The sequence below is a fragment of the Tenacibaculum sp. M1.3A genome (assembly GCF_057732375.1).
On the sequence record NZ_JBYJEF010000002.1, the window covers coordinates 447,792 to 467,877 of the forward strand.

19 protein-coding genes are annotated in these 20,086 nt (G+C 32.3%); 10 read left to right on the forward strand and 9 right to left on the reverse strand.

Annotated elements, in window-relative coordinates; genetic code table 11:
• Positions 1 to 30: 30 nt before the first annotated feature.
• From rlmN to AC28QF_RS04755, 3 genes are read left to right on the forward strand one after another with little or no spacing between them, the layout of a single operon-like run.
• Positions 31 to 1,071, forward strand: coding sequence for a dual-specificity RNA methyltransferase RlmN (gene rlmN, locus AC28QF_RS04745; protein WP_488200518.1), 1,041 nt, complete (start codon positions 31 to 33; stop codon positions 1,069 to 1,071).
• Positions 1,071 to 1,814, forward strand: coding sequence for a hypothetical protein (locus AC28QF_RS04750; protein ID WP_488200517.1), 744 nt, complete (start codon positions 1,071 to 1,073; stop codon positions 1,812 to 1,814). The genes rlmN and AC28QF_RS04750 overlap by 1 nt, the downstream gene beginning before the upstream one ends.
• 23 nt (positions 1,815 to 1,837) lie before the next feature.
• On the forward strand, positions 1,838 to 2,815 hold the full coding sequence (locus AC28QF_RS04755; protein ID WP_488200516.1) for a polyprenyl synthetase family protein: 978 nt from the start codon (positions 1,838 to 1,840) through the stop codon (positions 2,813 to 2,815).
• 27 nt (positions 2,816 to 2,842) lie between these two features.
• Here AC28QF_RS04755 and AC28QF_RS04760 read toward each other — a convergent pair whose 3' ends face one another.
• The 8 genes from AC28QF_RS04760 to miaB form a co-directional block, all read right to left on the reverse strand.
• Positions 2,843 to 3,337: a hypothetical protein gene (locus tag AC28QF_RS04760; protein ID WP_488200515.1), complete on the reverse strand. Its 495-nt coding sequence runs from the start codon at positions 3,335 to 3,337 to the stop codon at positions 2,843 to 2,845.
• Between the two features lie 140 nt (positions 3,338 to 3,477).
• Positions 3,478 to 5,106 carry a chaperonin GroEL gene (groL, locus tag AC28QF_RS04765; protein WP_488200514.1) on the reverse strand — a complete coding sequence of 543 codons (1,629 nt, stop codon included), beginning with the start codon at positions 5,104 to 5,106 and terminating at the stop codon, positions 3,478 to 3,480.
• Positions 5,107 to 5,148: 42 nt separating this feature from the next.
• On the reverse strand, positions 5,149 to 5,424 hold the full coding sequence (locus tag AC28QF_RS04770; RefSeq protein ID WP_488200513.1) for a co-chaperone GroES: 276 nt from the start codon (positions 5,422 to 5,424) through the stop codon (positions 5,149 to 5,151).
• A 164-nt stretch (positions 5,425 to 5,588) separates the two neighbouring features.
• Positions 5,589 to 5,933, reverse strand: coding sequence for a preprotein translocase subunit SecG (gene secG, locus AC28QF_RS04775; RefSeq protein WP_488200512.1), 345 nt, complete (start codon positions 5,931 to 5,933; stop codon positions 5,589 to 5,591).
• Entirely contained in the window at positions 5,933 to 6,664 is a 732-nt protein-coding gene (locus tag AC28QF_RS04780) for a hypothetical protein (RefSeq protein WP_488200511.1), read from the reverse strand. The genes secG and AC28QF_RS04780 overlap by 1 nt, the downstream gene beginning before the upstream one ends.
• Before the next feature lie 4 nt (positions 6,665 to 6,668).
• Positions 6,669 to 7,175, reverse strand: a complete 507-nt coding sequence (locus AC28QF_RS04785; RefSeq protein ID WP_488200510.1) for an LptE family protein — start codon at positions 7,173 to 7,175, stop codon at positions 6,669 to 6,671.
• Between the two features lie 46 nt (positions 7,176 to 7,221).
• Positions 7,222 to 8,454: a sigma 54-interacting transcriptional regulator gene (locus tag AC28QF_RS04790; protein WP_488200509.1), complete on the reverse strand. Its 1,233-nt coding sequence runs from the start codon at positions 8,452 to 8,454 to the stop codon at positions 7,222 to 7,224.
• A 76-nt stretch (positions 8,455 to 8,530) separates the two neighbouring features.
• Positions 8,531 to 9,985 (reverse strand): tRNA (N6-isopentenyl adenosine(37)-C2)-methylthiotransferase MiaB, encoded by a 1,455-nt coding sequence (gene miaB, locus AC28QF_RS04795; RefSeq protein WP_488200908.1) that lies wholly within the window; start codon positions 9,983 to 9,985, stop codon positions 8,531 to 8,533.
• Between the two features lie 198 nt (positions 9,986 to 10,183).
• Between miaB and topA the strand changes: the two genes are divergently transcribed.
• The 7 genes from topA (at position 10,184) to AC28QF_RS04830 (ending at position 19,663) form a co-directional block, all read left to right on the forward strand.
• Positions 10,184 to 12,682 carry a type I DNA topoisomerase gene (gene topA, locus AC28QF_RS04800; RefSeq protein WP_488200508.1) on the forward strand — a complete coding sequence of 833 codons (2,499 nt, stop codon included), beginning with the start codon at positions 10,184 to 10,186 and terminating at the stop codon, positions 12,680 to 12,682.
• Between the two features lie 56 nt (positions 12,683 to 12,738).
• Entirely contained in the window at positions 12,739 to 13,899 is a 1,161-nt protein-coding gene (locus AC28QF_RS04805) for a formimidoylglutamase (protein WP_488200507.1), read from the forward strand.
• Positions 13,900 to 13,999: 100 nt separating this feature from the next.
• Positions 14,000 to 15,379 (forward strand): T9SS ring complex lipoprotein PorK/GldK, encoded by a 1,380-nt coding sequence (gene porK / locus AC28QF_RS04810; protein ID WP_488200506.1) that lies wholly within the window; start codon positions 14,000 to 14,002, stop codon positions 15,377 to 15,379.
• Positions 15,380 to 15,425: 46 nt separating this feature from the next.
• Positions 15,426 to 16,076, forward strand: coding sequence for a type IX secretion system motor protein PorL/GldL (porL, locus tag AC28QF_RS04815; protein ID WP_488200505.1), 651 nt, complete (start codon positions 15,426 to 15,428; stop codon positions 16,074 to 16,076).
• 47 nt (positions 16,077 to 16,123) lie between these two features.
• Positions 16,124 to 17,653, forward strand: coding sequence for a type IX secretion system motor protein PorM/GldM (porM, locus tag AC28QF_RS04820; protein WP_488200504.1), 1,530 nt, complete (start codon positions 16,124 to 16,126; stop codon positions 17,651 to 17,653).
• Between the two features lie 18 nt (positions 17,654 to 17,671).
• The gene (porN, locus tag AC28QF_RS04825) at positions 17,672 to 18,535 is read left to right on the forward strand and encodes a type IX secretion system ring subunit PorN/GldN (RefSeq protein WP_488200503.1); all 864 of its coding nucleotides are present in this window, start codon (positions 17,672 to 17,674) and stop codon (positions 18,533 to 18,535) included.
• A 78-nt stretch (positions 18,536 to 18,613) separates the two neighbouring features.
• Positions 18,614 to 19,663: an NAD(P)/FAD-dependent oxidoreductase gene (locus tag AC28QF_RS04830; protein ID WP_488200502.1), complete on the forward strand. Its 1,050-nt coding sequence runs from the start codon at positions 18,614 to 18,616 to the stop codon at positions 19,661 to 19,663.
• On the opposite strand, the gene AC28QF_RS04835 is transcribed toward AC28QF_RS04830, so the two are convergent.
• On the reverse strand, positions 19,664 to 20,059 hold the full coding sequence (locus AC28QF_RS04835) for a DUF983 domain-containing protein (protein ID WP_488200501.1): 396 nt from the start codon (positions 20,057 to 20,059) through the stop codon (positions 19,664 to 19,666).
• Positions 20,060 to 20,086 lie beyond the last annotated feature (27 nt).

Below are 20,086 nucleotides of genomic sequence, written 5' to 3' on the forward strand. Positions count from 1 at the left end.
CTTGTGAGGTTTTATGTATTTTTGTACCCAATGGAAGTTAAGAAAAAAGACATACGCGCATTAACAAAAGAACAATTACGTGATTTTTTTGTGGCAAACGGAGATAAGGCATTTCGTGGTAATCAGATATATGAATGGTTGTGGAGTAAATCGGCACATTCATTTGATGATATGACGAGTTTATCAAAAGATACTCGTAAAATGCTAGACGAAAACTTTGTAATTAACCATATTAAGGTTGATAATATGCAGCGTAGTAAAGACGGTACCGTAAAAAATGCAGTTCGTTTACACGATGGTTTAGTGGTAGAGTCGGTTTTAATACCAACAAAAACACGAACAACTGCTTGTGTATCTAGCCAAGTTGGTTGTAGTTTAGATTGTCGTTTTTGTGCAACATCTCGTTTAAAAAGAATGCGAAACTTAAATCCAGATGAGATTTATGATCAAGTAGCAGCCATTAACAAAGAAAGCCTATTATATTATGATAGAAAGCTATCTAATATTGTTTTTATGGGAATGGGAGAACCTTTGATGAATTATAATAATGTAATTAAATCAATCGATAAAATTACTTCTCCAGAAGGTTTAGGAATGTCTCCTAAACGTATTACAGTTTCTACATCAGGTGTGCCTAAAATAATTAAGAAAATGGCAGATGATGAGGTTAAGTTTAACTTAGCTGTTTCATTACATTCTGCTATTGATGAGGTTCGTACGTCTATCATGCCATTTAATGCAACTTTTCCTTTAAAAGACTTAAAAGAGGCGTTAGAGTATTGGTATGAGAAGACCCAGAGAATGATTACTTACGAATATGTAGTTTGGGGCGGAATTAACGATAGAAAAGAAGATATCAATGCCTTAATTCAATTTTGTAAATACGTTCCTTGTAAGGTTAATTTAATCGAATATAATCCTATTGATGATGGCGAGTTTCAACAAGCTAGCCCAGAAGCTATAAATAATTACATCTCGAATTTAGAAATGAATGATATTACGGTAAATGTTCGTCGTTCAAGAGGAAAAGATATCGATGCAGCTTGTGGCCAATTAGCTAATAAATCGTAATGAATTCAAAAACTCTATTAGGTCAAACGTTCCAGTCTTTAGGCTGGATTCTTTTTATCCTTTTTTTAGGGTTGTTTTTTGATAGTATTTTTTTTTCAGAAAATTATTTTGAACACTCTCAATGGATTAATACTGTCTGTGTAATTTTAGTTTTTATTTATTGTTATTATAATGGCACATCAAGAATTAAAGAACAGCTTATTTATGCATTATTTATTGGCGTAATTGGAGAATATTTTTTTTCATTAATTTTAGGGATGTATTCTTACAGGTTGTATAATATACCACATTATATTCCTTTTGGACATGCATTAGTATTTTTGGGAGTTTATAGCTTTTCAAAAAAATCTAAAGTAAAATTAAATGCAAAAAAAATAAACCTTTTTCTAACCATATTCATAGTTATATATGCATTCGTTTTTTTAGTATTTAAAAACGATGTTTTTGGTTTTGTTATGACTCTTCTGGTTTTCTATTTATTACGAAAGTATCCTAAAGAAAAATTGTTTTATTTAACAATGTATGTTGTAGTTGTGTATGCAGAACTTATAGGAACCTCATTAAATACTTGGTCTTGGCCAAAAATTGCATTTAATACTTTTGAGTTTTTGCCAAGTGGTAACCCTCCTTCAGGAATTTGTTTGTTTTATTATGGATTAGATAGAGGAACCATGTCTTTTTATAAAAGAAGACATAAATTAGCCTGGGCTAGATTAAAAAGAATTAGAGCTATTGAAAACTAAAAAATTCTTATTTTTGATAAACAATGAAACCAGTAGAACAAATTAAACTTCCTATTAAAAATGAGATGGAACTCTTTGAAACTAAGTTCAAAGATTCGATGTTATCAAAAGTTCCCTTATTAAATAGAATCACCTATTATATCGTTCGTAGAAAAGGAAAACAAATGCGACCGATGTTTGTTTTTTTAGTAGCCAAAATGGTTTCTGATGGTGGTTTTGATGAACGAACATATCGTGGAGCTTCTGTAGTAGAATTGATTCATACTGCAACTTTAGTACATGATGATGTGGTAGATGATAGCAATCGTCGTCGTGGATTTTTTTCTATAAATGCGCTGTGGAAAAATAAAATTGCCGTTTTAGTAGGTGATTTTTTATTGTCGAAAGGATTGTTGCTTTCTATAGATAATGAAGATTTTGATATTCTTAAACTGATTTCTATCGCAGTGCGTGAAATGAGTGAAGGTGAGTTATTACAGATAGAAAAAGCACGAAAACTAGATATTACCGAAGAAATTTATTTTGAAATCATCCGACAGAAAACAGCAACCTTAATTGCAGCTTGTTGTGGTATTGGCGCTGCATCGGTTGGCGCAAGCAATGATGTTGTGCAACAAATGCGAAAGTTTGGAGAGTATATCGGAATTTCTTTTCAAATTAAAGATGATTTATTTGATTATACCGAAGATGAAATAGGGAAGCCTACAGGAATAGATATTAAGGAGCAGAAAATGACATTGCCGTTAATTTATACCTTAAACAACTGTTCTAAAAAAGAAAAATCTTGGTTGATCAACTCTGTAAAAAAGCATAACACCAATAAAAAACGTGTAAAAGAAGTAATTGCTTTTGTAAATACCAATGGCGGCTTAGAGTATGCAACAACTAAAATGCATAGTTATAAAAATAAGGCATTAGCTATATTAAATAACTTTCCAAATTCAGAATACAAAAACTCATTGCAACAAATGATTGATTATGTTGTAGAACGTAAAATATAATTGTTTAACATAAACGTTTTTATGTAGTTATTTGGAGTTTTCTACATATGCTTCATATTTTGTTTTTTCATCTTTTGATATGTCTTTTAAGTGGTTTATTATATCACTTGTTAATAGATGTAACTTAAAAGTGTAATTTCTATTTTTTATATTTTTATTTACAGTATATGCTAAAACAAATAGTAGTATACTAATAGTAAAGAAAATGTAAGAAAACATGTTGTGATTTAAAGAGACAATAGTCTTATTGTCTTGTGTGATAAAGGAGTCTATTGATTCTTCTATTACGGAAATTATAAGCTCAGGAAAGAAGAATGTTAGAGAGAAACTTGTGGTTAAAATTGCTAATAAGGATAAAATTATTTTGATAGATTTTAAAGAAAAACCTTTAATAATCCTATAGATAGATTTTTCTTCTATGTCTTTAAAAGTGTTTTCAAATTCGCGTATTTTTTGATCTGTTATTTGAATTTTATATAATTTATAATGGCGTATGTCTTCTTTTATTTTATTATTATCCATAGCTTCTTTTTTTTATGTCAATTATACAAAAAAAACTAAAAGAAGTACTCTTTTGGAAATGATTAATTTTTCAGTAAAAAGTAAAAACCTCGATAATTAATTATCGAGGTTTTTCTATAATTGTCTATGGCGACTCGCCATTACATCATTCCTGGCATCCCCCCACCCATTGGAGGCATTGCAGGAGCATCTTCTTTAATATCGATTAAAGCACATTCGGTAGTTAAGATCATACCAGCTACAGAAGCGGCATTTTCTAACGCTACACGAGTAACTTTTTTAGGGTCGATGATTCCGGCTTCTAGCATATCAACATATACTTCGGCTTTAGCATCGTAACCAAAATCTTTTTTGCCTTCTAACACTTTATTAATAACAACAGATCCTTCGCCGCCAGCGTTCTCAACAATTGTTCTTAAAGGCGCTTCAATAGCTTTATTAACGATTTGTACACCTGTAGTTTCGTCTAAGTTTTCAGTAACTAATGATTCTAGTACTTTTTTAGCACGCACTAAGGCAACACCACCACCGGCAACAATACCTTCTTCTACAGCAGCACGAGTTGCATGTAAAGCATCATCAACACGATCTTTCTTTTCTTTCATTTCTACTTCAGAAGCAGCACCAACGTATAAAACAGCAACACCACCAGCTAACTTCGCTAAACGCTCTTGTAATTTCTCACGATCGTAATCAGAAGTAGTAGTTTCAATTTGCGCTTTAATTTGGTTTACACGACCTTTAATTAGCTCTTCATTACCTGAACCATTAATTATTGTCGTGTTGTCTTTATCGATGGTAACTGTCTCAGCAGTTCCTAATAAATCTAAAGTTGCATTTTCTAAAGAAAAACCTCTTTCTTCAGAAATAACAGTTCCACCAGTTAAGATAGAAATATCTTCTAACATTGCTTTTCTACGATCACCAAATCCAGGAGCTTTTACTGCAGCAATTTTTAAACCACCACGTAATTTATTAACAACTAAAGTAGCCAATGCTTGTCCGTCAACATCTTCAGCAATAATTAATAAAGGTCTTCCAGATTGAGAAACAGGTTCTAATATTGGTAAAATTTCTTGTAAGTTAGAAATCTTTTTATCGAATAATAAAATATAAGGATTCTCTAAAGTAGCTACCATTTTATCGGCATCAGTAACGAAGTACGGAGATAAATATCCGCGGTCGAATTGCATTCCTTCCACAACGTCAACATACGTTTCCATTCCTTTAGCTTCTTCAACAGTAATTACTCCTTCTTTACCAACTTTACCAAAAGCGGTAGCGATTAAATCACCAATAACATTATCGTTGTTTGCTGAGATAGAAGCTACTTGTTGTATTTTTTCTGATGAGTTACCAACTTCTTGAGCTTGTTTCGCTAAGTCTTCAGTAATTGCAGCAACTGCTTTGTCAATACCACGCTTTAAATCCATTGGGTTAGCACCAGCAGCAACGTTTTTTAAACCTTCCTTTACGATTGCTTGTGCTAATACAGTTGCAGTTGTAGTTCCGTCACCAGCTAAATCGTTGGTTTTAGAAGCTACTTCTTTTACCATTTGAGCTCCCATGTTCTCTAAAGGATCTTCTAGCTCAATTTCTTTTGCAACAGTAACACCATCTTTAGTTACATGTGGTGCACCGAAAGATTTAGAAATAATTACATTACGCCCTTTAGGTCCTAAAGTTACTTTTACTGCATTTGCTAATGCATCTACTCCACGTTTTAAACCGTCACGAGCGTCTACATCAAATTTTATATCTTTTGCCATTTTATGATCTATTTTTTATTAATTATTAGGTGAGTGAATAAATTATATGATAGCGAAAATGTCGCTTTCTCTCATAATTAAATAATCACTTCCTTCATGCTTTAATTCTGTACCAGCATACTTTCCGTATAAAACAGTATCGCCAACTTTTACCGTTAAAGGCTCATCTTTGGTTCCGTTTCCTGCGGCAACAACAGTACCTTTTTGTGGTTTTTCCTTGGCGTTATCAGGAATTATAAGTCCAGATGCTGTCTTGGTTTCTGCTGCAGCTGGTTCTATAAGAACTCTATCTGCTAAAGGTTTAATATTTAATCCCATTTTTATATAAGTTATGATTAAGTAGTTGTTATTATTGGTTAAAAATAGTCAGAAATTATGCCATTAAAAATTATATGCCACTTTTTCTAAATCAATGAAAATTATACATAAAAAAAATGCCAACGTGTCATTACGTTGGCATTTGATATTATATGTTGTTAAGATTAGTTTACACTATCTTTTGTAGTATCGTTTGTTGTAGGAGCTGCAACAGGAGCTGTAGTTTCTACATTTTCTAAAGTACTATCTAATTGAGGAGCATCTGCTGAATTTCCTCTAGGAATAGCGAAGTTTGCGATTAAAATTAAAGCAAACATTGTAATTGCTAAAGTCCAAGTAGCTTTGTCTAAAAAACTATTAGTGTTTTGTACACCACCAATGTTTTGAGCTCCACCACCTCCAAAAGAAGAAGATAATCCGCCACCTTTAGGGTTTTGTACCATTACGATTAAGATTAATGCTATTGCAACAATCAATATTAACACCAAAAGTAGAGTATAAGTTGTCATTATTTATTTTTTTGTAAAATTTGTATTCTTTTAATTTGGTCTGCAAAGAAACCACTTTTTTCTGGATATTTCAAACTTAATATTTTATAAGCTTGTATAGCACTTTCATATTTCTTTTGTTCAAGGTAAACTTTAGCTAATGTTTCTGTTGCTAATTGTGAGTTTTGCTTGCTTAAAGTGGCTTTAATCTCATATGGATTTGTTTTACTTGGGCGAGATATTTTAGGTGATTTCTCTATAAAACGCTCAATAATTGCATTTTTTACTAGGTTTTCGGGAGTAATTACCTCTTTTTCACTTGAAACAGTATCTCTTGTAATTACCTTTTTAGATGAAATTTGTAACCACTGGTTAAATGAAAATGATTCGTTTTTAGTAAAAGCTAAAGGTTTGCCTATCGCTAAATCTTCTTCAATACTTTTAATTTCTTTTTTCTTAGGATAAAGAATTTCTTTTAAGCTTGCTTTTTTCTCTTTCAGATGAGAGGTTTCTTTAAAAGACTTTGACGTAATAAAGTCAAATAAAACACTGCGATCTGTGGTGTAAGCTGCTGTTGTTTTTAATTCGTTATTATATTTAAAACTGTCTTTATTTTTTAAAATTTTTAACTCTAAAGCTCTTGCCGATTGAAAATAGGGGTATTGTTGTATAATATTCTTAAGCTCAGGACTAATTTCTTGCGAAATAGCACCAGGCTTCTCTAAAACATGTATGTATTTTTTTTTATCCAATTATTTACCACTTAGCAACAGATGCATTGAAAATATCTTGTGTTATTCTTTCTAAAATCTCTTTTAAAGCAGTGTCTAATACACCGGCAGACAGTTGCTGTGTAGCACCGTAATCATAGTAAAAAGAAAAACGCTTTTCGAAATTATCTTTTTCTTCTAACTTGTTTTCATAAATAACGTTTACTGAAATTGTTAAACGGTTTTGTGCTGCTGTTTGATTCGCTGTAGCACTCATTGGTGTAATTCGATAATCGATTATTTCACCAGAAAAATGCAAATCTCCGTTAGAGCTAACTAAAGTTAAATTTGTTTGACGAGTAAATAAATCGCGAAGATTTTGTGTAAATTCCTGACTTAAGGTTGGTTCTATTAAAGGAGCCTGGTTCGGGAAAAAATCAATCTGAATGGTTTTAGCATTTCCTGTATTTCCTCCGGTAAACGAATAGGCACCACAACTTATTAATATAATTGATGTGGTAATAAAAAGAATATTGTAAAAAAGTTTTTTCATAAAATCAAAAGTAAACAATTCAAAGAATATAATTTTAACGAATATTTTATAAATCGTATTGTTTTATTTTTCGGTATAAAGTTCGTTCAGAAATACCTAATTCTTTAGCGGCTAACTTACGTTTGTTGCTGTTTTTTTCTAACGATTTTCGAATCATTTCAATTTCTTTTTCTTGTAGTGATAAGTTTTCGTCTTCCTCAATTGTTTCAGCATACTCGTAATTATTTTGAGTAGAAGATGATGATTGCGGAATTTTAACAACCTCGAAGTTATGGTCTTCTGGTTTTTCTGTTTCTTGATAAATACGTTCTATTAATCCGTGATTTTCTTCTTTCACCTGTTCAGCATCTCCGTTTTGCATTAAATCTAAGGTTAATTTTTTTAGATCGTTAATGTCGTTACGCATATCAAACAAGATTTTATACATGATGTCTCGTTCGTTCGCAAAATCAGAATTGCTAGATTGATTACCGATTACTGCAGGTAGATTTCCATTGTTCTTTGGAAGGTATTGTACTAGTTTTTCGGCAGTAATTAAACGACTTTCTTCTACAACAGAAATTTGTTCAGCTAAGTTTCTTAGTTGACGAATGTTACCTGGAAAGCGATAGTTTAATAATACTTTTGTAGCATTATCATCTAAGCGAATTGTTGGCATTCGGTACTTTTGAGCAAAATCTGAAGCAAATTTTCTAAAAAGCAAGTGAATATCTTCATTACGGTCGCGTAAAGCAGGTAAATCGATTTCAATAGTGCTTAAACGATAATATAAATCTTCTCTAAATTTTTCTTTCGAAATAGCTTGTTGCATGTTTACATTGGTAGCAGCAACGATACGAACATCTGTTTTTTGTACTTGTGATGATCCTACTTTTATAAATTCACCATTTTCTAAAACACGTAATAAACGTACTTGTGTTGTTAACGGTAATTCACCTACTTCGTCCAAAAAAATGGTTCCGCCATCGGCAACCTCAAAATATCCTTTACGAGCAGCAGTAGCTCCTGTAAAAGCACCTTTTTCGTGCCCGAAAAGTTCACTGTCAATTGTTCCTTCAGGAATTGCACCACAGTTTACTGCAATATATTTAGCGTGTTTTCTGTGTGATAATTGATGAATTATTCTAGGAATATTTTCTTTACCTACACCACTTTCTCCGGTAACTAAAACCGAAATATCAGTAGGAGCCACACGAATAGATTTTTCTATAGCACGGTTTAATTGTGTATCGTTACCGATAATTCCAAAACGTTGTTTTATAGCTTGTAGGTTTTCCATATTTTTTCTTTAGAATAGAGAAAAAAGAATAGGGAGAAAAGAGCGGGTCTTTTCTCTTGCTTCTCTTTTCTAAAAATTAATTATTATCTGAATAGCCAAGCACAGTTCCTTTTAAGGTAGCTGAAGTACAATCTTCTATTTTTATCATTACAAATTCACCTAACTTATAGTTTTCTTTAGGAAAAACACATACGGTATTCTGCGTGTTTCTCGCTTTCCATTCATTCGGGTTTTTTTTAGAAGTTCCTTCAATTAAGAATTCTTCCGTTTTACCTAAATGTTGTTGTGTTCTATATAAAGCGTGTTCTTGCTGTAAATCGATAATTTCTTGTAAACGTCTTTTCTTTGTTGCAAATGGTACATCATCTGGCATTTTCTTAGCAGCCAATGTACCAGGTCTTTCAGAGTAAGCAAACATAAAACCGAAGTCATATTTTACATACCTCATTAAATCTAAAGTATCTTGATGATCTTCTTCTGTTTCACCACAAAAACCAACAATCATATCTTGCGATAAAGACATTTCTGGAATTATTTTAAAGATATTGTCAACCAGCTCTTTGTATTCTTCACGTGTGTGTTGGCGGTTCATGGCCTTTAACATGGCGTTACTTCCACTTTGAACAGGTAAGTGAAGGTATTTACAAATGTTTTTATGTTTTGCCATGGTATGAATTACATCTAAACTCATGTCTTGTGGATTAGAAGTTGCAAAACGGAATCTCATTTTAGGAAACTCAGTAGCACACATATCTAATAATTGAGCAAAATCTACTGCAGTAGCTTGTGCCATTTCAGAAGCTTTCGTGAAGTCTTTTTTCAATCCGCCACCATACCATAAATAGCTATCTACATTTTGACCAAGTAAAGTAATCTCTTTAAAGTTTTGATCATGCATCGATTTAATTTCCTCTAAAACACTTTTAGGATCTCTACTTCTTTCGCGACCACGTGTAAACGGAACTACACAAAAAGTACACATATTATCGCAACCACGAGTAATAGATACAAATGCAGAAACTCCGTTAGAGTTTAAACGAACAGGAGCAACATCACCATAAGTTTCTTCTTTAGATAAAATTACGTTTATGGCATCTCTACCAGCATCAATTTCTTCTAATAAATTTGGTAAATCTCTATATGCATCTGGTCCAACAACCAAATCAACAATTTTTTCTTCCTCTAAAAATTTTTCTTTTAAACGTTCGGCCATACAACCTAAAACCCCCACTTTCATGTTAGGATTTACTTTTTTAACAGCGTTGTATTTTTGTAAACGTTTACGAATTGTAGTTTCGGCTTTTTCTCTAATAGAACACGTATTTACTAAAACCAAATCGGCTTCTTCTAGAACTTGTGTGGTGTTAAAACCTTGTTCTGCTAAAATAGAAGCTACAATTTCGCTGTCGTTCATATTCATTTGACAACCGTAACTTTCTATAAATAATTTTTTAGTGTTCTCTTTTTTCGTTTCAGTAACAAGAGCTTGCCCTTGTACTTTTTCATCTATAACCTTCTCAGTGTGCTCCATATTCATATTAAAAATGGAGGCAAAGATACAACCAAAATATAAAAATTATGACAAATTGGCAGAAATTTATTGTTAATTTATAATCGATTTTAAACCTTAAATGCAACAAAAAGTTTTTTTTTAAAAAAAACATTCTACTTTTGCAAATTCCAAGCATCATTATATATGTGATGTAAAAAGAGATAATTGAAAAGAGATATGGCAAAGAATTTAGTTATAGTTGAGTCACCTGCAAAGGCAAAAACAATTGAGAAATTTTTAGGTAAAGATTTTCAAGTAGAATCTAGCTATGGTCATATCGCAGATTTACCTTCGAAAGAATTAGGAATTGATGTTGATGGCGATTTTAGTCCGAAATACATTGTTTCTGATGATAAGAAACCCATTGTTAAGAAGTTAAAAGCCTTAGCGAAAAAAGCAGAAACTGTTTGGTTAGCGAGTGATGAGGATCGAGAGGGTGAAGCAATTGCTTGGCATTTAAAAGAACAATTAAAATTAAATGATGATAATACAAAACGTATTGTTTTTCATGAAATAACAAAAAACGCCATTTTAAAAGCAGTCGAAAATCCAAGAGATATCGATTATAATATGGTAAACGCACAACAAGCACGTAGAGTTTTAGACAGGCTTGTTGGGTATGAATTATCACCTGTTTTATGGCGTAAAGTAAAAGGAGGTTTATCAGCAGGTAGAGTACAATCTGTAGCAGTTCGTTTAATTGTAGAAAGAGAACGAAGCATTCTTGATTTTAAATCAGAAACTCATTATAAGGTAGTTGCTCAGTTTTCTAATACAGAAGGAAAAACTTTTAAAGCAACGATTCCGAAGAATTTCGATTCAAAAAAATCAGCTGAAGATTTCTTAAAGTCTTGTGCAAAAGCAGATTTCTCTATTGCTGATTTAACTAAAAAACCAGCAAAAAAATCTCCAGCAGCACCATTTACAACATCAACATTGCAGCAAGAAGCTTCTAGGAAATTAGGTTTTCCTGTAGCGAAAACCATGCAAGTAGCACAGCGTTTATACGAAGCCGGTTTAATTACTTATATGAGAACAGATAGTGTAAACTTATCTGTAGATGCTAGAAATGCAGCCGAAGAAGAAATTAGTAATTATTACGGAAAAGAATATAGTAAGCAACGTGTTTTTAAGTCAAAGGCAAAAGGAGCTCAAGAAGCCCATGAAGCAATTCGTCCTACAGAGATGAAAAAACATGCTATAAATAGTGAATACGATCAAACAAGGTTGTATGATTTAATATGGAAAAGAACGTTGGCTTCTCAAATGAGTGATGCACAATTAGAGCGTACTAACGTTAAAATAGAGAACTCAGATAACGAAAAGATATTCACTGCAAACGGTGAAATGATAAAGTTTGATGGTTTCTTAAAAGTGTATTTAGAAGGAACAGATAACGAAGAAGAAGAGCAGGCAGGAATGCTGCCAAATTTAAAAACAGGTGAAAGCTTAGAATATACATTTATAAACGCAACACAACGTTTTACAAGTGCACCTTACCGTTTTACTGAAGCTTCTTTAGTTAAGCAGTTAGAAGAACTAGGTATTGGTAGGCCATCTACGTATGCACCAACAATTTCTACCGTTCAGCGAAGAGGTTATGTAGAGAAAGGAGAAAACGAAGGATTAGAGAGGAATTATGAACAAATGATTTTGTCGAACGGAACTGTAGAAAGTGAAATGTTGACCGAAAAAACGGGTTCAAATAAAAATAAATTAATTCCTACAGATATAGGTAATATTGTAAATGATTTCTTGGTAGCTAATTTTTCAAATATTCTTGACTTCGGATTTACAGCAAGGGTTGAAAATTCTTTTGATGATATTTCTGAAGGGGATGAAGATTGGATAGAAATGATAAAAGGTTTCTACACTAAATTTCATGAAAATGTAGAAGATGTTAAAGAAAATGCAGAGAGAGAAAGCGGAGAACGTATTTTAGGAAAACATCCAGAATCTGGAAAAACAGTTTTAGTACGTTTAGGTAAATTTGGTCCGATAGCACAAATTGGTGCTCCCGAAGATGAAGAAAAGCAATTTGCAAGTTTAAATAAAGACCAAAACCTTGGTACGATAACTATGGAAGAAGCATTAGAATTGTTTTTGCTTCCGAAAAACTTAGGGTCTTTTCAGGATGAAGAAGTAATTGTTTCTAACGGTCGTTTTGGGCCGTATATTAAATTCGGAGCAATGTTCGTGTCTTTAGACAAAGGCGAAAATCCGATGGAAGTAGATTTACCAAGAGCAGAAGAGTTGATTGTTGCAAAACAAAAAGCGGATGCGCCAATTTATCATTACGAAGATTTACCAGTTCAAAAAGGAGTAGGTCGTTTTGGTCCTTTCTTAAAATGGAACTCAATTTTTATCAACGTAAGTAAAAAATACGATTTCGATAATCTTTCTGATGAAGATATTATTGAGTTGATCGAAGCTAAAAAGCAGAAAGAAATAGATAAAGTTCTTCATAATTGGGAAGATGTTGGTATTCGAGTAGAAAAAGCACGTTGGGGGCGTTTCAACGTGATTAAAGGTAAAATTAAAGTTGAATTGCCTAAAACTACAGAGATAGAGAAGATGAAGAAAGAAGAAGCGGTAAAGTTAATAGAGGCTAAAACCCCTAAAAAGAAAGCAGCCAAAAAGAAAGTTGTTAAGAAGAAAGTAGTGAAAAAGAAATAAAGTACTTTTTTAAGAAAAAGAGTTTAGTATATTGCGAGTTCCCTAATCCCCAAAAAATGAGTTTTAATTTTATTACACCTATAAAAAGTACCGTGGTTGCACATTTAATGTCGCAATCTACGCCATCTTTGGGTCATAATATTGAGATACATACACAAGAAAAAGGATTTCCTGATTTATCTAAAGTAAATATAGCCATCATAGGTGTTAAAGATGGTACAGGAGCTCATCAAAATGACGGTTGTGGAGAAGAATTACAATCTGTTCGTAAAAAACTATATGAATTATTCCCTGGTAATTGGCATACTCAAATAGCCGATTTAGGAAATATAGAACAAGGTAGTACTCCAAAAGATACATGTTTTGCAGTAGCATCATCTGTTGAAGCTTTATTAAAGAAAAATATAATCCCTATATTAATTGGCGGAAGTCAAGATATAACGTACGCAAATTATAGAGCTTACGATTCTTTAGAGCAAACGGTAAACTTAGTGTCTGTAGATAGTAGATTTGATATTGGTTCTATAGATGAGGAGTTGTCTTCTAAATCATTTTTAAGTAAAGTGATTATGGAGCAGCCAAATAATTTGTTTAATTATAGTAATATTGGCTATCAAACGTATTTTAATTCGCAAGAAGAAATACAACTACTTGATAAATTATATTTTGATGCTTTTAGGTTAGGTGAAGTAAAAGATGTAACTTTAGTGGAACCTATAATGAGAGATGCGGATATTGTTAGTATCGATATTGGTTGTGTTCGTCAAAGCGAAGCGCCGGCAAATAATAATGCATCACCAAATGGTTTTTACGGAGAAGAAATTTGTGCAATCACAAGATATGCAGGAATTAGCGATAAGGTAACCTCTTTTGGTATTTATGAATACAATCATAGGTTAGATTCAAATAATCAAACAGCAAGCTTAATTGCTCAGATGATTTGGTATTTTATTGAAGGAGTTAATGCCAGAGCAAAAGATTATCCGTTTGTAACAAAAGAAAATTATCAGAAATTCACGGTGCTTTTAAGTGATGATGACCCAATAAACTTTTATAAAAGTGATAAAAGTGGTCGTTGGTGGATGGAAATAAATTTAATATCAAATAATAAACACAAAAGACATGCGTTAATACCATGTAACTATAAAGATTACGAGCAGGCATTGAAAGGTAAAATGCCTAATAGGTGGTTTAAAGCACAGCAAAAGCTTGTTTAAAAACCTACTTGTATTTGTTTTTGAAAAAATTATAGCACGTAATTGTTTTTTAATAAAAAAAATAATAGGTTTACGACCTCTTTTATAAGAAAGGAATAATATGAAAAAAATAGTAGTATTTGCATTGTTAGTATCTCTGATTTACGCTTGTGGTTCAAGTGGAGATAGAGGAGAGTTAGTAGGAGAGAAGTCGAAAAGAAAATGGTTTGCAGAAAAACCTTTCGGAATGGCTAAGATCCCTGGAGGTTCTTTTACTATGGGTAAGCAAGATGAAGACCCATTAGGAGCTATGAATGCACCAACTAAAACAGTTACAGTGCAGCCTTTTTATATGGATGAATCTGAAATTACTAATAGTGAATACAAGCAATTTGTGTTTTGGGTAAGAGATTCTATTACAAGAACAAAATTAGCGTACCAAGCTGAATTTGCTTCAGGAGGAGACATAGATCCTGCTAATGCAGGTAAAAATCCAGAAGGTATTCAGTTATATGCATTTGCCTCGTCAGATACAATTAACGAATCACCATATGCAAAGTATATGCGTGAAAATTATTATGAGTTAGGTGAAGGATTAGATTCTTTAAAACCATTAAACTGGCAAGAAGAACTTATTTGGGAACAGCAAGAATATCCAGATGTTGATTATGTTGAAGTGATGGATTCTTTATATCTTAAAAAAGACGAAGCTTTAAACGGAATAAGAACATTTAACACGAAGTTATTAAATTATAGATATTATTGGTTCGATAACGAACAAGCTGCAAAAACAGGTAAAAACAGAAAAGACTTTATGAAAGATGAAGTTATTAATGTATATCCTGATACTACTGTTTGGATTAAAGATTTTAATTATTCTTATAATGATCCGATGCACCAAGAATATTTTGCACACAAAGCTTATGAAAACTATCCTGTAGTTGGTGTAACTTGGAACCAAGCAAAAGCATTTTGTCACTGGAGAACTCAAACAAAAAATAATTTTCAACGTTCTAGAAAGAAATTAGGATTAGTTCCTTCTTTTAGATTACCTACTGAAGCGGAATGGGAATATGCCGCTCGTGGTGGATTAAATTATGGTAAATACCCTTGGGGTGGACCTAGTACTACAAGTGATAGAGGTTGTTTTTTAGCAAACTTTAAACCAGTTCGTGGAGATTATGCTGCTGATGGCGCTTTATATACTGTAGAAGCTGTTTCTTTTAATCCGAATGAATACGGATTGTATAATATGGCTGGTAACGTTGCCGAATGGACAAATACAGCGTACAATCAAATGTCTTACTACATGGGGTCAACAATGAATCCTAATGTAGAGATTAAAGAAAATCGAAGAAAAATAATTAGAGGTGGTTCTTGGAAAGATGTAGCATACTTTTTAGAAGTAAGTTCTCGTGACTGGGAATATGCTGATACTGCTAGAAGTTACATTGGTTTTAGAACTGTACAAGATTATTTAGGAACAAATAAGAGTAAGTAAATAAACAAGAATAAATATAACAATCCCCAAAAAAATCAAAAAAATTATGTCACAATCAAAATCAACTAAGAAAATTTTTAACATGGTCTATGGACTAGGAGCAGCTGTAGTAATTATAGGAGCTCTTTGTAAGATTCAGCACTTTTCATTCGGACCAATTACAGGAGGTATGATACTTACTTTAGGTCTTGTTGTAGAAGCATTAGTTTTTGCTATTTCGGCATTTGAACCTATTGAAGATGAATTAGATTGGACAAAAGTGTATCCAGAATTATCAGACGGACAATCTTTAGGTAAAAAAGGAAAAGAAGCTTCACCAGAAGAAGCACAAAGTATGTTATCTCAAAAATTAGATGGTATTTTAAAAGAAGCAAAATTAGATGCAACTTTAATTTCTAGTTTAGGAGATAGTATTAAAAATTTCCAAGGAGCTGCAGAAGGATTAACAGCTACCTCTAAAACAGTATCTTCTACAAACCAGTATAACGAGCAAATGTCTATGGCAGCTGCAAAATTAGAATCTTTAAACGGATTGTATACTACACAAGTAGAAAATGCAGGTAAACAAGCAGATTTAAACTCTTCTTTAGTAGAGAATTCTCAACGTTTACAAGAACAAATGCAATCATTAGCAACTAACTTATCTTCTTTAAACGGAGTATATGGTGGAATGTTAACGGCAATGTCAACTAAATAATTAATTAGTTTTATCTAATTTTTATTAACTAAACAAACTAATTAAAGATGGCAGGAGGAAAACAGTCACCAAGGCAAAGGATGGTAAACTTAATGTATCTTGTGTTTATTGCGATGTTAGCAATGAATATGAGTAAAGAAGTTTTATCAGCATTTGGATTAATGAATGAAAAATTATCGGAATCTAATATTAGAGCAACCGAGAAAAATAAAGCATCGTACGATCTTTTAGCACTTAAAGCAGCTGAACAAGCAAAGCAATATGGTGAGGCAAAAGAGAAAACAGATAAGCTTAGAGCTATGGCTGATGAGTTTTTTGTCTATATAGGAGATTTGAAAACTCAAATGACTACAGAGATAGAAGATAAGAAAGCTTATGAATCTATGGATAAGTCTGGGTTTTTAGATCAATACTTTTTCGCAGGTGGAAAAATTACCCCTAAAGGAAAAGAATTTGTAGATAAAATGAATCAGTTTAGAGAACAATCTTTAGCTGTTTTAGGACAATCGGAATTATCTAGTGTAGTAGCAGCTCGTTTTAATACAAATGATGTTAAAAGTCAGGGAGTAACAAAAAACTGGTTAAAGTATAATTATGAAGGGTTTCCTTTAATTGCATCATTAACAAAGTTAACACAAATTCAGGCAGATATTAAAACTACTGAGGCTGATGCTTTAACAGCATTGTTACAAGGTGAGTTAGAAAGTGCAGTATCAATGACGAACTATGATGCCATGGTTATTTTTGATAAAAATGCTTACTATCCTGGTGAAAAATTATCTGGTAGAATTGTTTTAGGAAAAAATGATCCTAACTTAACGGCAGAAAAAGTTATCGTTAACGGTGAAGAAATGCCAGCTGATAAAATTCAAGCAGGTCAGGTTATCTTAGATGGGCCAGCAGGTTCTGTAGGAGATAAGGAATTAAAAGGAGAGTTTCAGTTTATGGAAAACGATTCTTTAGTAACAATTCCTATTTTAGGAGGTTATTCAGTTATTCCTAAGCCAAATGAAGCAGTTGTTTCTGCTGATAAAATGAATGTTGTATACCGTGGGTTATCTAATCCATTAACAATATCTGTACCAGGAGTTTCAGGAAACAAAGTTTCTGCATCTGCACCAGGTTTAAGAAGAGTTAAAGGAGATAAATATGTTATGAACCCAGGTAAAGGAACAGAAGTAACTATTAGAGTTTCTGCAACATTACCAGGAGGAGGAAAAATTAGTACTCCTAAGAAATACAGAATTAAAGACATACCACCAGCGGTAGGTATGGTAAGAGGTCAGTATGGTACAGTGAAAATGCCTAAGGCAAGTGTTGCTAGAATTAGTGTTGCAGCAGGTTTACCTGATTTCTTATTCGATTTAAAATTAAATGTATCTAGTTTTAAAATTAAAGTTCCAGGGCAGTTAGCTATTCCAGTAACTGGTAGAGCTTTAACAGCTAGAGCAAAACAGGCGCTTAACAAAGCTAGAAGAAATGATGTAATTACTATTTACGATATTAAAGCATCAGTTTCAGGTTCTAACTACAAGATTAAGAAAGTATTACCTGTAAGTATTGAGATTACTAATTAATAAGTAAAAATTAAAAGTATGAATTGGAAGCGTTTTTATATGGTTTTATTTGCCCTTGCAACAACAAGTTTTGTAGGTGCACAAGCTAACCTCTTAAATTCTCAAAAGGTTGAAGAGATTGGATTTAAATCTGAAGCCCAAATTGCTTCAGAAGATGATAAACCACTTCCTTATGGCTATATAAGCGATAGAGATGTGTTATGGTCTAAAGTGGTGTGGGAATATGTAGATTTAAATCAAAAAATTAATTTACCTTATTATTACCCAATTGATACTACAAATGCTGGTTTAACAAGACGTTCATTGTTTGATACCTTATTAAAAGGTATCAGTAATGGAGAAATTAAAGAGGTTTATAGTGATTCTTATTTTACTACTAAAATAGCGATGGAAGATATTGATAAAGTAACTTCTAATGAACGTGACGATGGTTACGGAAATATGGATACCTACTCAATAAAATCTGCGGATATTAAAGGATACTTAATTAAAGGTCTTTGGTATTTCGATAAGCGTGGAGGAGAATTAAAGTATCGTATGCTTGCATTAGCGCCTATGGGACCGGATGTGCAAGTTTTAGGTGTTGAAGAAATTGATGATAAAGAAAATGTTTACGAATTATTCTGGGTATTTTTTCCAGATGCAAGAGAAACATTGCATGCTTCAAAAGTATTTAATCCTAAAAACTCAGCGCATCCATTATCGTATGACAACTTGTTAAACGCTAGAAGGTTTACTTCTACTATAATGAAAGAAGAGAATATTTACGGAGACAGGTCTATTAAAGATTATGTTAGAGGTAATTCTTTATTTCAGTTATTAGAAGCGGATAGAGTTAAAGAAAGTATTCGTGACCGTGAAATGGATATGTGGAATTACTAATTTCATACTTCTTATAAAATTTAAAAAGAGCTTGCTATGCAAGCTCTTTTTTGTTGTAATAAATAGTATTTTTGGAGCATGAATATTGATGTAGATTATATTATTGTAGGTTTAGGTTTGGCAGGAATCGCTTTTGCAGAAGAGTTACAGCTCGCAAACAAATCGTTTGTGATTTTTGAAAACAGCTCGCAAACTTCTTCTTTAGTTGCAGGAGGTGTATATAATCCAGTTATATTAAAACGTTTTAATGCTGCATGGAATGGGCATGAACAAATAAAAACGGCACTACCTTTTTATAAAACTTTAGAAGATAAGTTAGGTGTAAAATTAGATTACAAGTTTTCTATAAAAAAAGCATTTACAAGTGTTGGTGATGGTAATAATTGGTTTTCAGCTTTAGATAAACCAACGTTATTACATTATATGAATCCTATAATTAGTAAAGAAAAGATTGAAGGTGTTATTGGTGAATTTGGTTTTGGAGAACTAACAGGAACTGGTAGGATAGATACTGCTTTACTAGTAAAATCATATAGAGATTATATTAAAAATTCGAATAGATTAATAGAAAAGTCTTTTGAATATGATCAATTAGAAGTTTCACATGATGGTGTTAAATATCAGCATATAAAAGCGAATAAAATAGTTTTTTGTGAAGGGTTTGGAATAAAAAAGAATCCATTTTTTAATTATTTACCGTTAAACGAGGTAAAAGGAGAGTCGATCGTAATTCATGCGCCGACTTTAAAAATAGATTTTTTATTAAAATCAGGTTTTTTTGTAATGCCAATTGGTAATGATAACTATAAAGTTGGAGCTACATTTAATTGGACAGATAAAACATGTGATCCGACAGTAGAAGCTAAGAATGAGTTAGAAGAGAAATTAAAGAAAATAATTACAGTTCCTTACACTATAAAAGACCATACCGCAGGAATTAGACCAACTGTAAGCGATAGAAGACCAATGATAGGTGTTCACCCAAAACACAAGCAGTTAGTTGTTTTAAACGGTTTAGGAACACGTGGCGTTATGATTGGGCCAACAATTGCTAAAAACCTATTTAATCACCTAGAAAAAGGAGATGAACTAGATAAAGATACTGATATAAAAAGATTTGTAGATTAATTATTTTTCAGTCTGCAGTTCTTTCGCGTCTTTATTATATCCAATAAAAATATTTATCCAAATAATTCTAGATAAACGCAACGTAAAAGGTATCAATAATAAAGAAACTATAATGATTGAAATAAAGCTTTGCAGTATTGTTAAGCCAAAAATCATTTTAGAAATAATAAAAACACCTACAAACAAAGCAACCGATAAGCCATAGTTTACATACATGGCACCAAAGAAAAAAGAAGGTTCCATCATATATTTTAAGTTGCAACTAGGGCAATTATCATGCAACTGTGTTACTTTTTTAGGGTTAATTGTAATGTTATGCTTAAAGAATTCACCTTCGTGGCAACGTGGGCATTTACCTTTTAAAACACTGTATAACTTTGTTCCTTTCCTAATCATAATTTAAGTAGCTTTGCGCTTTTCAAA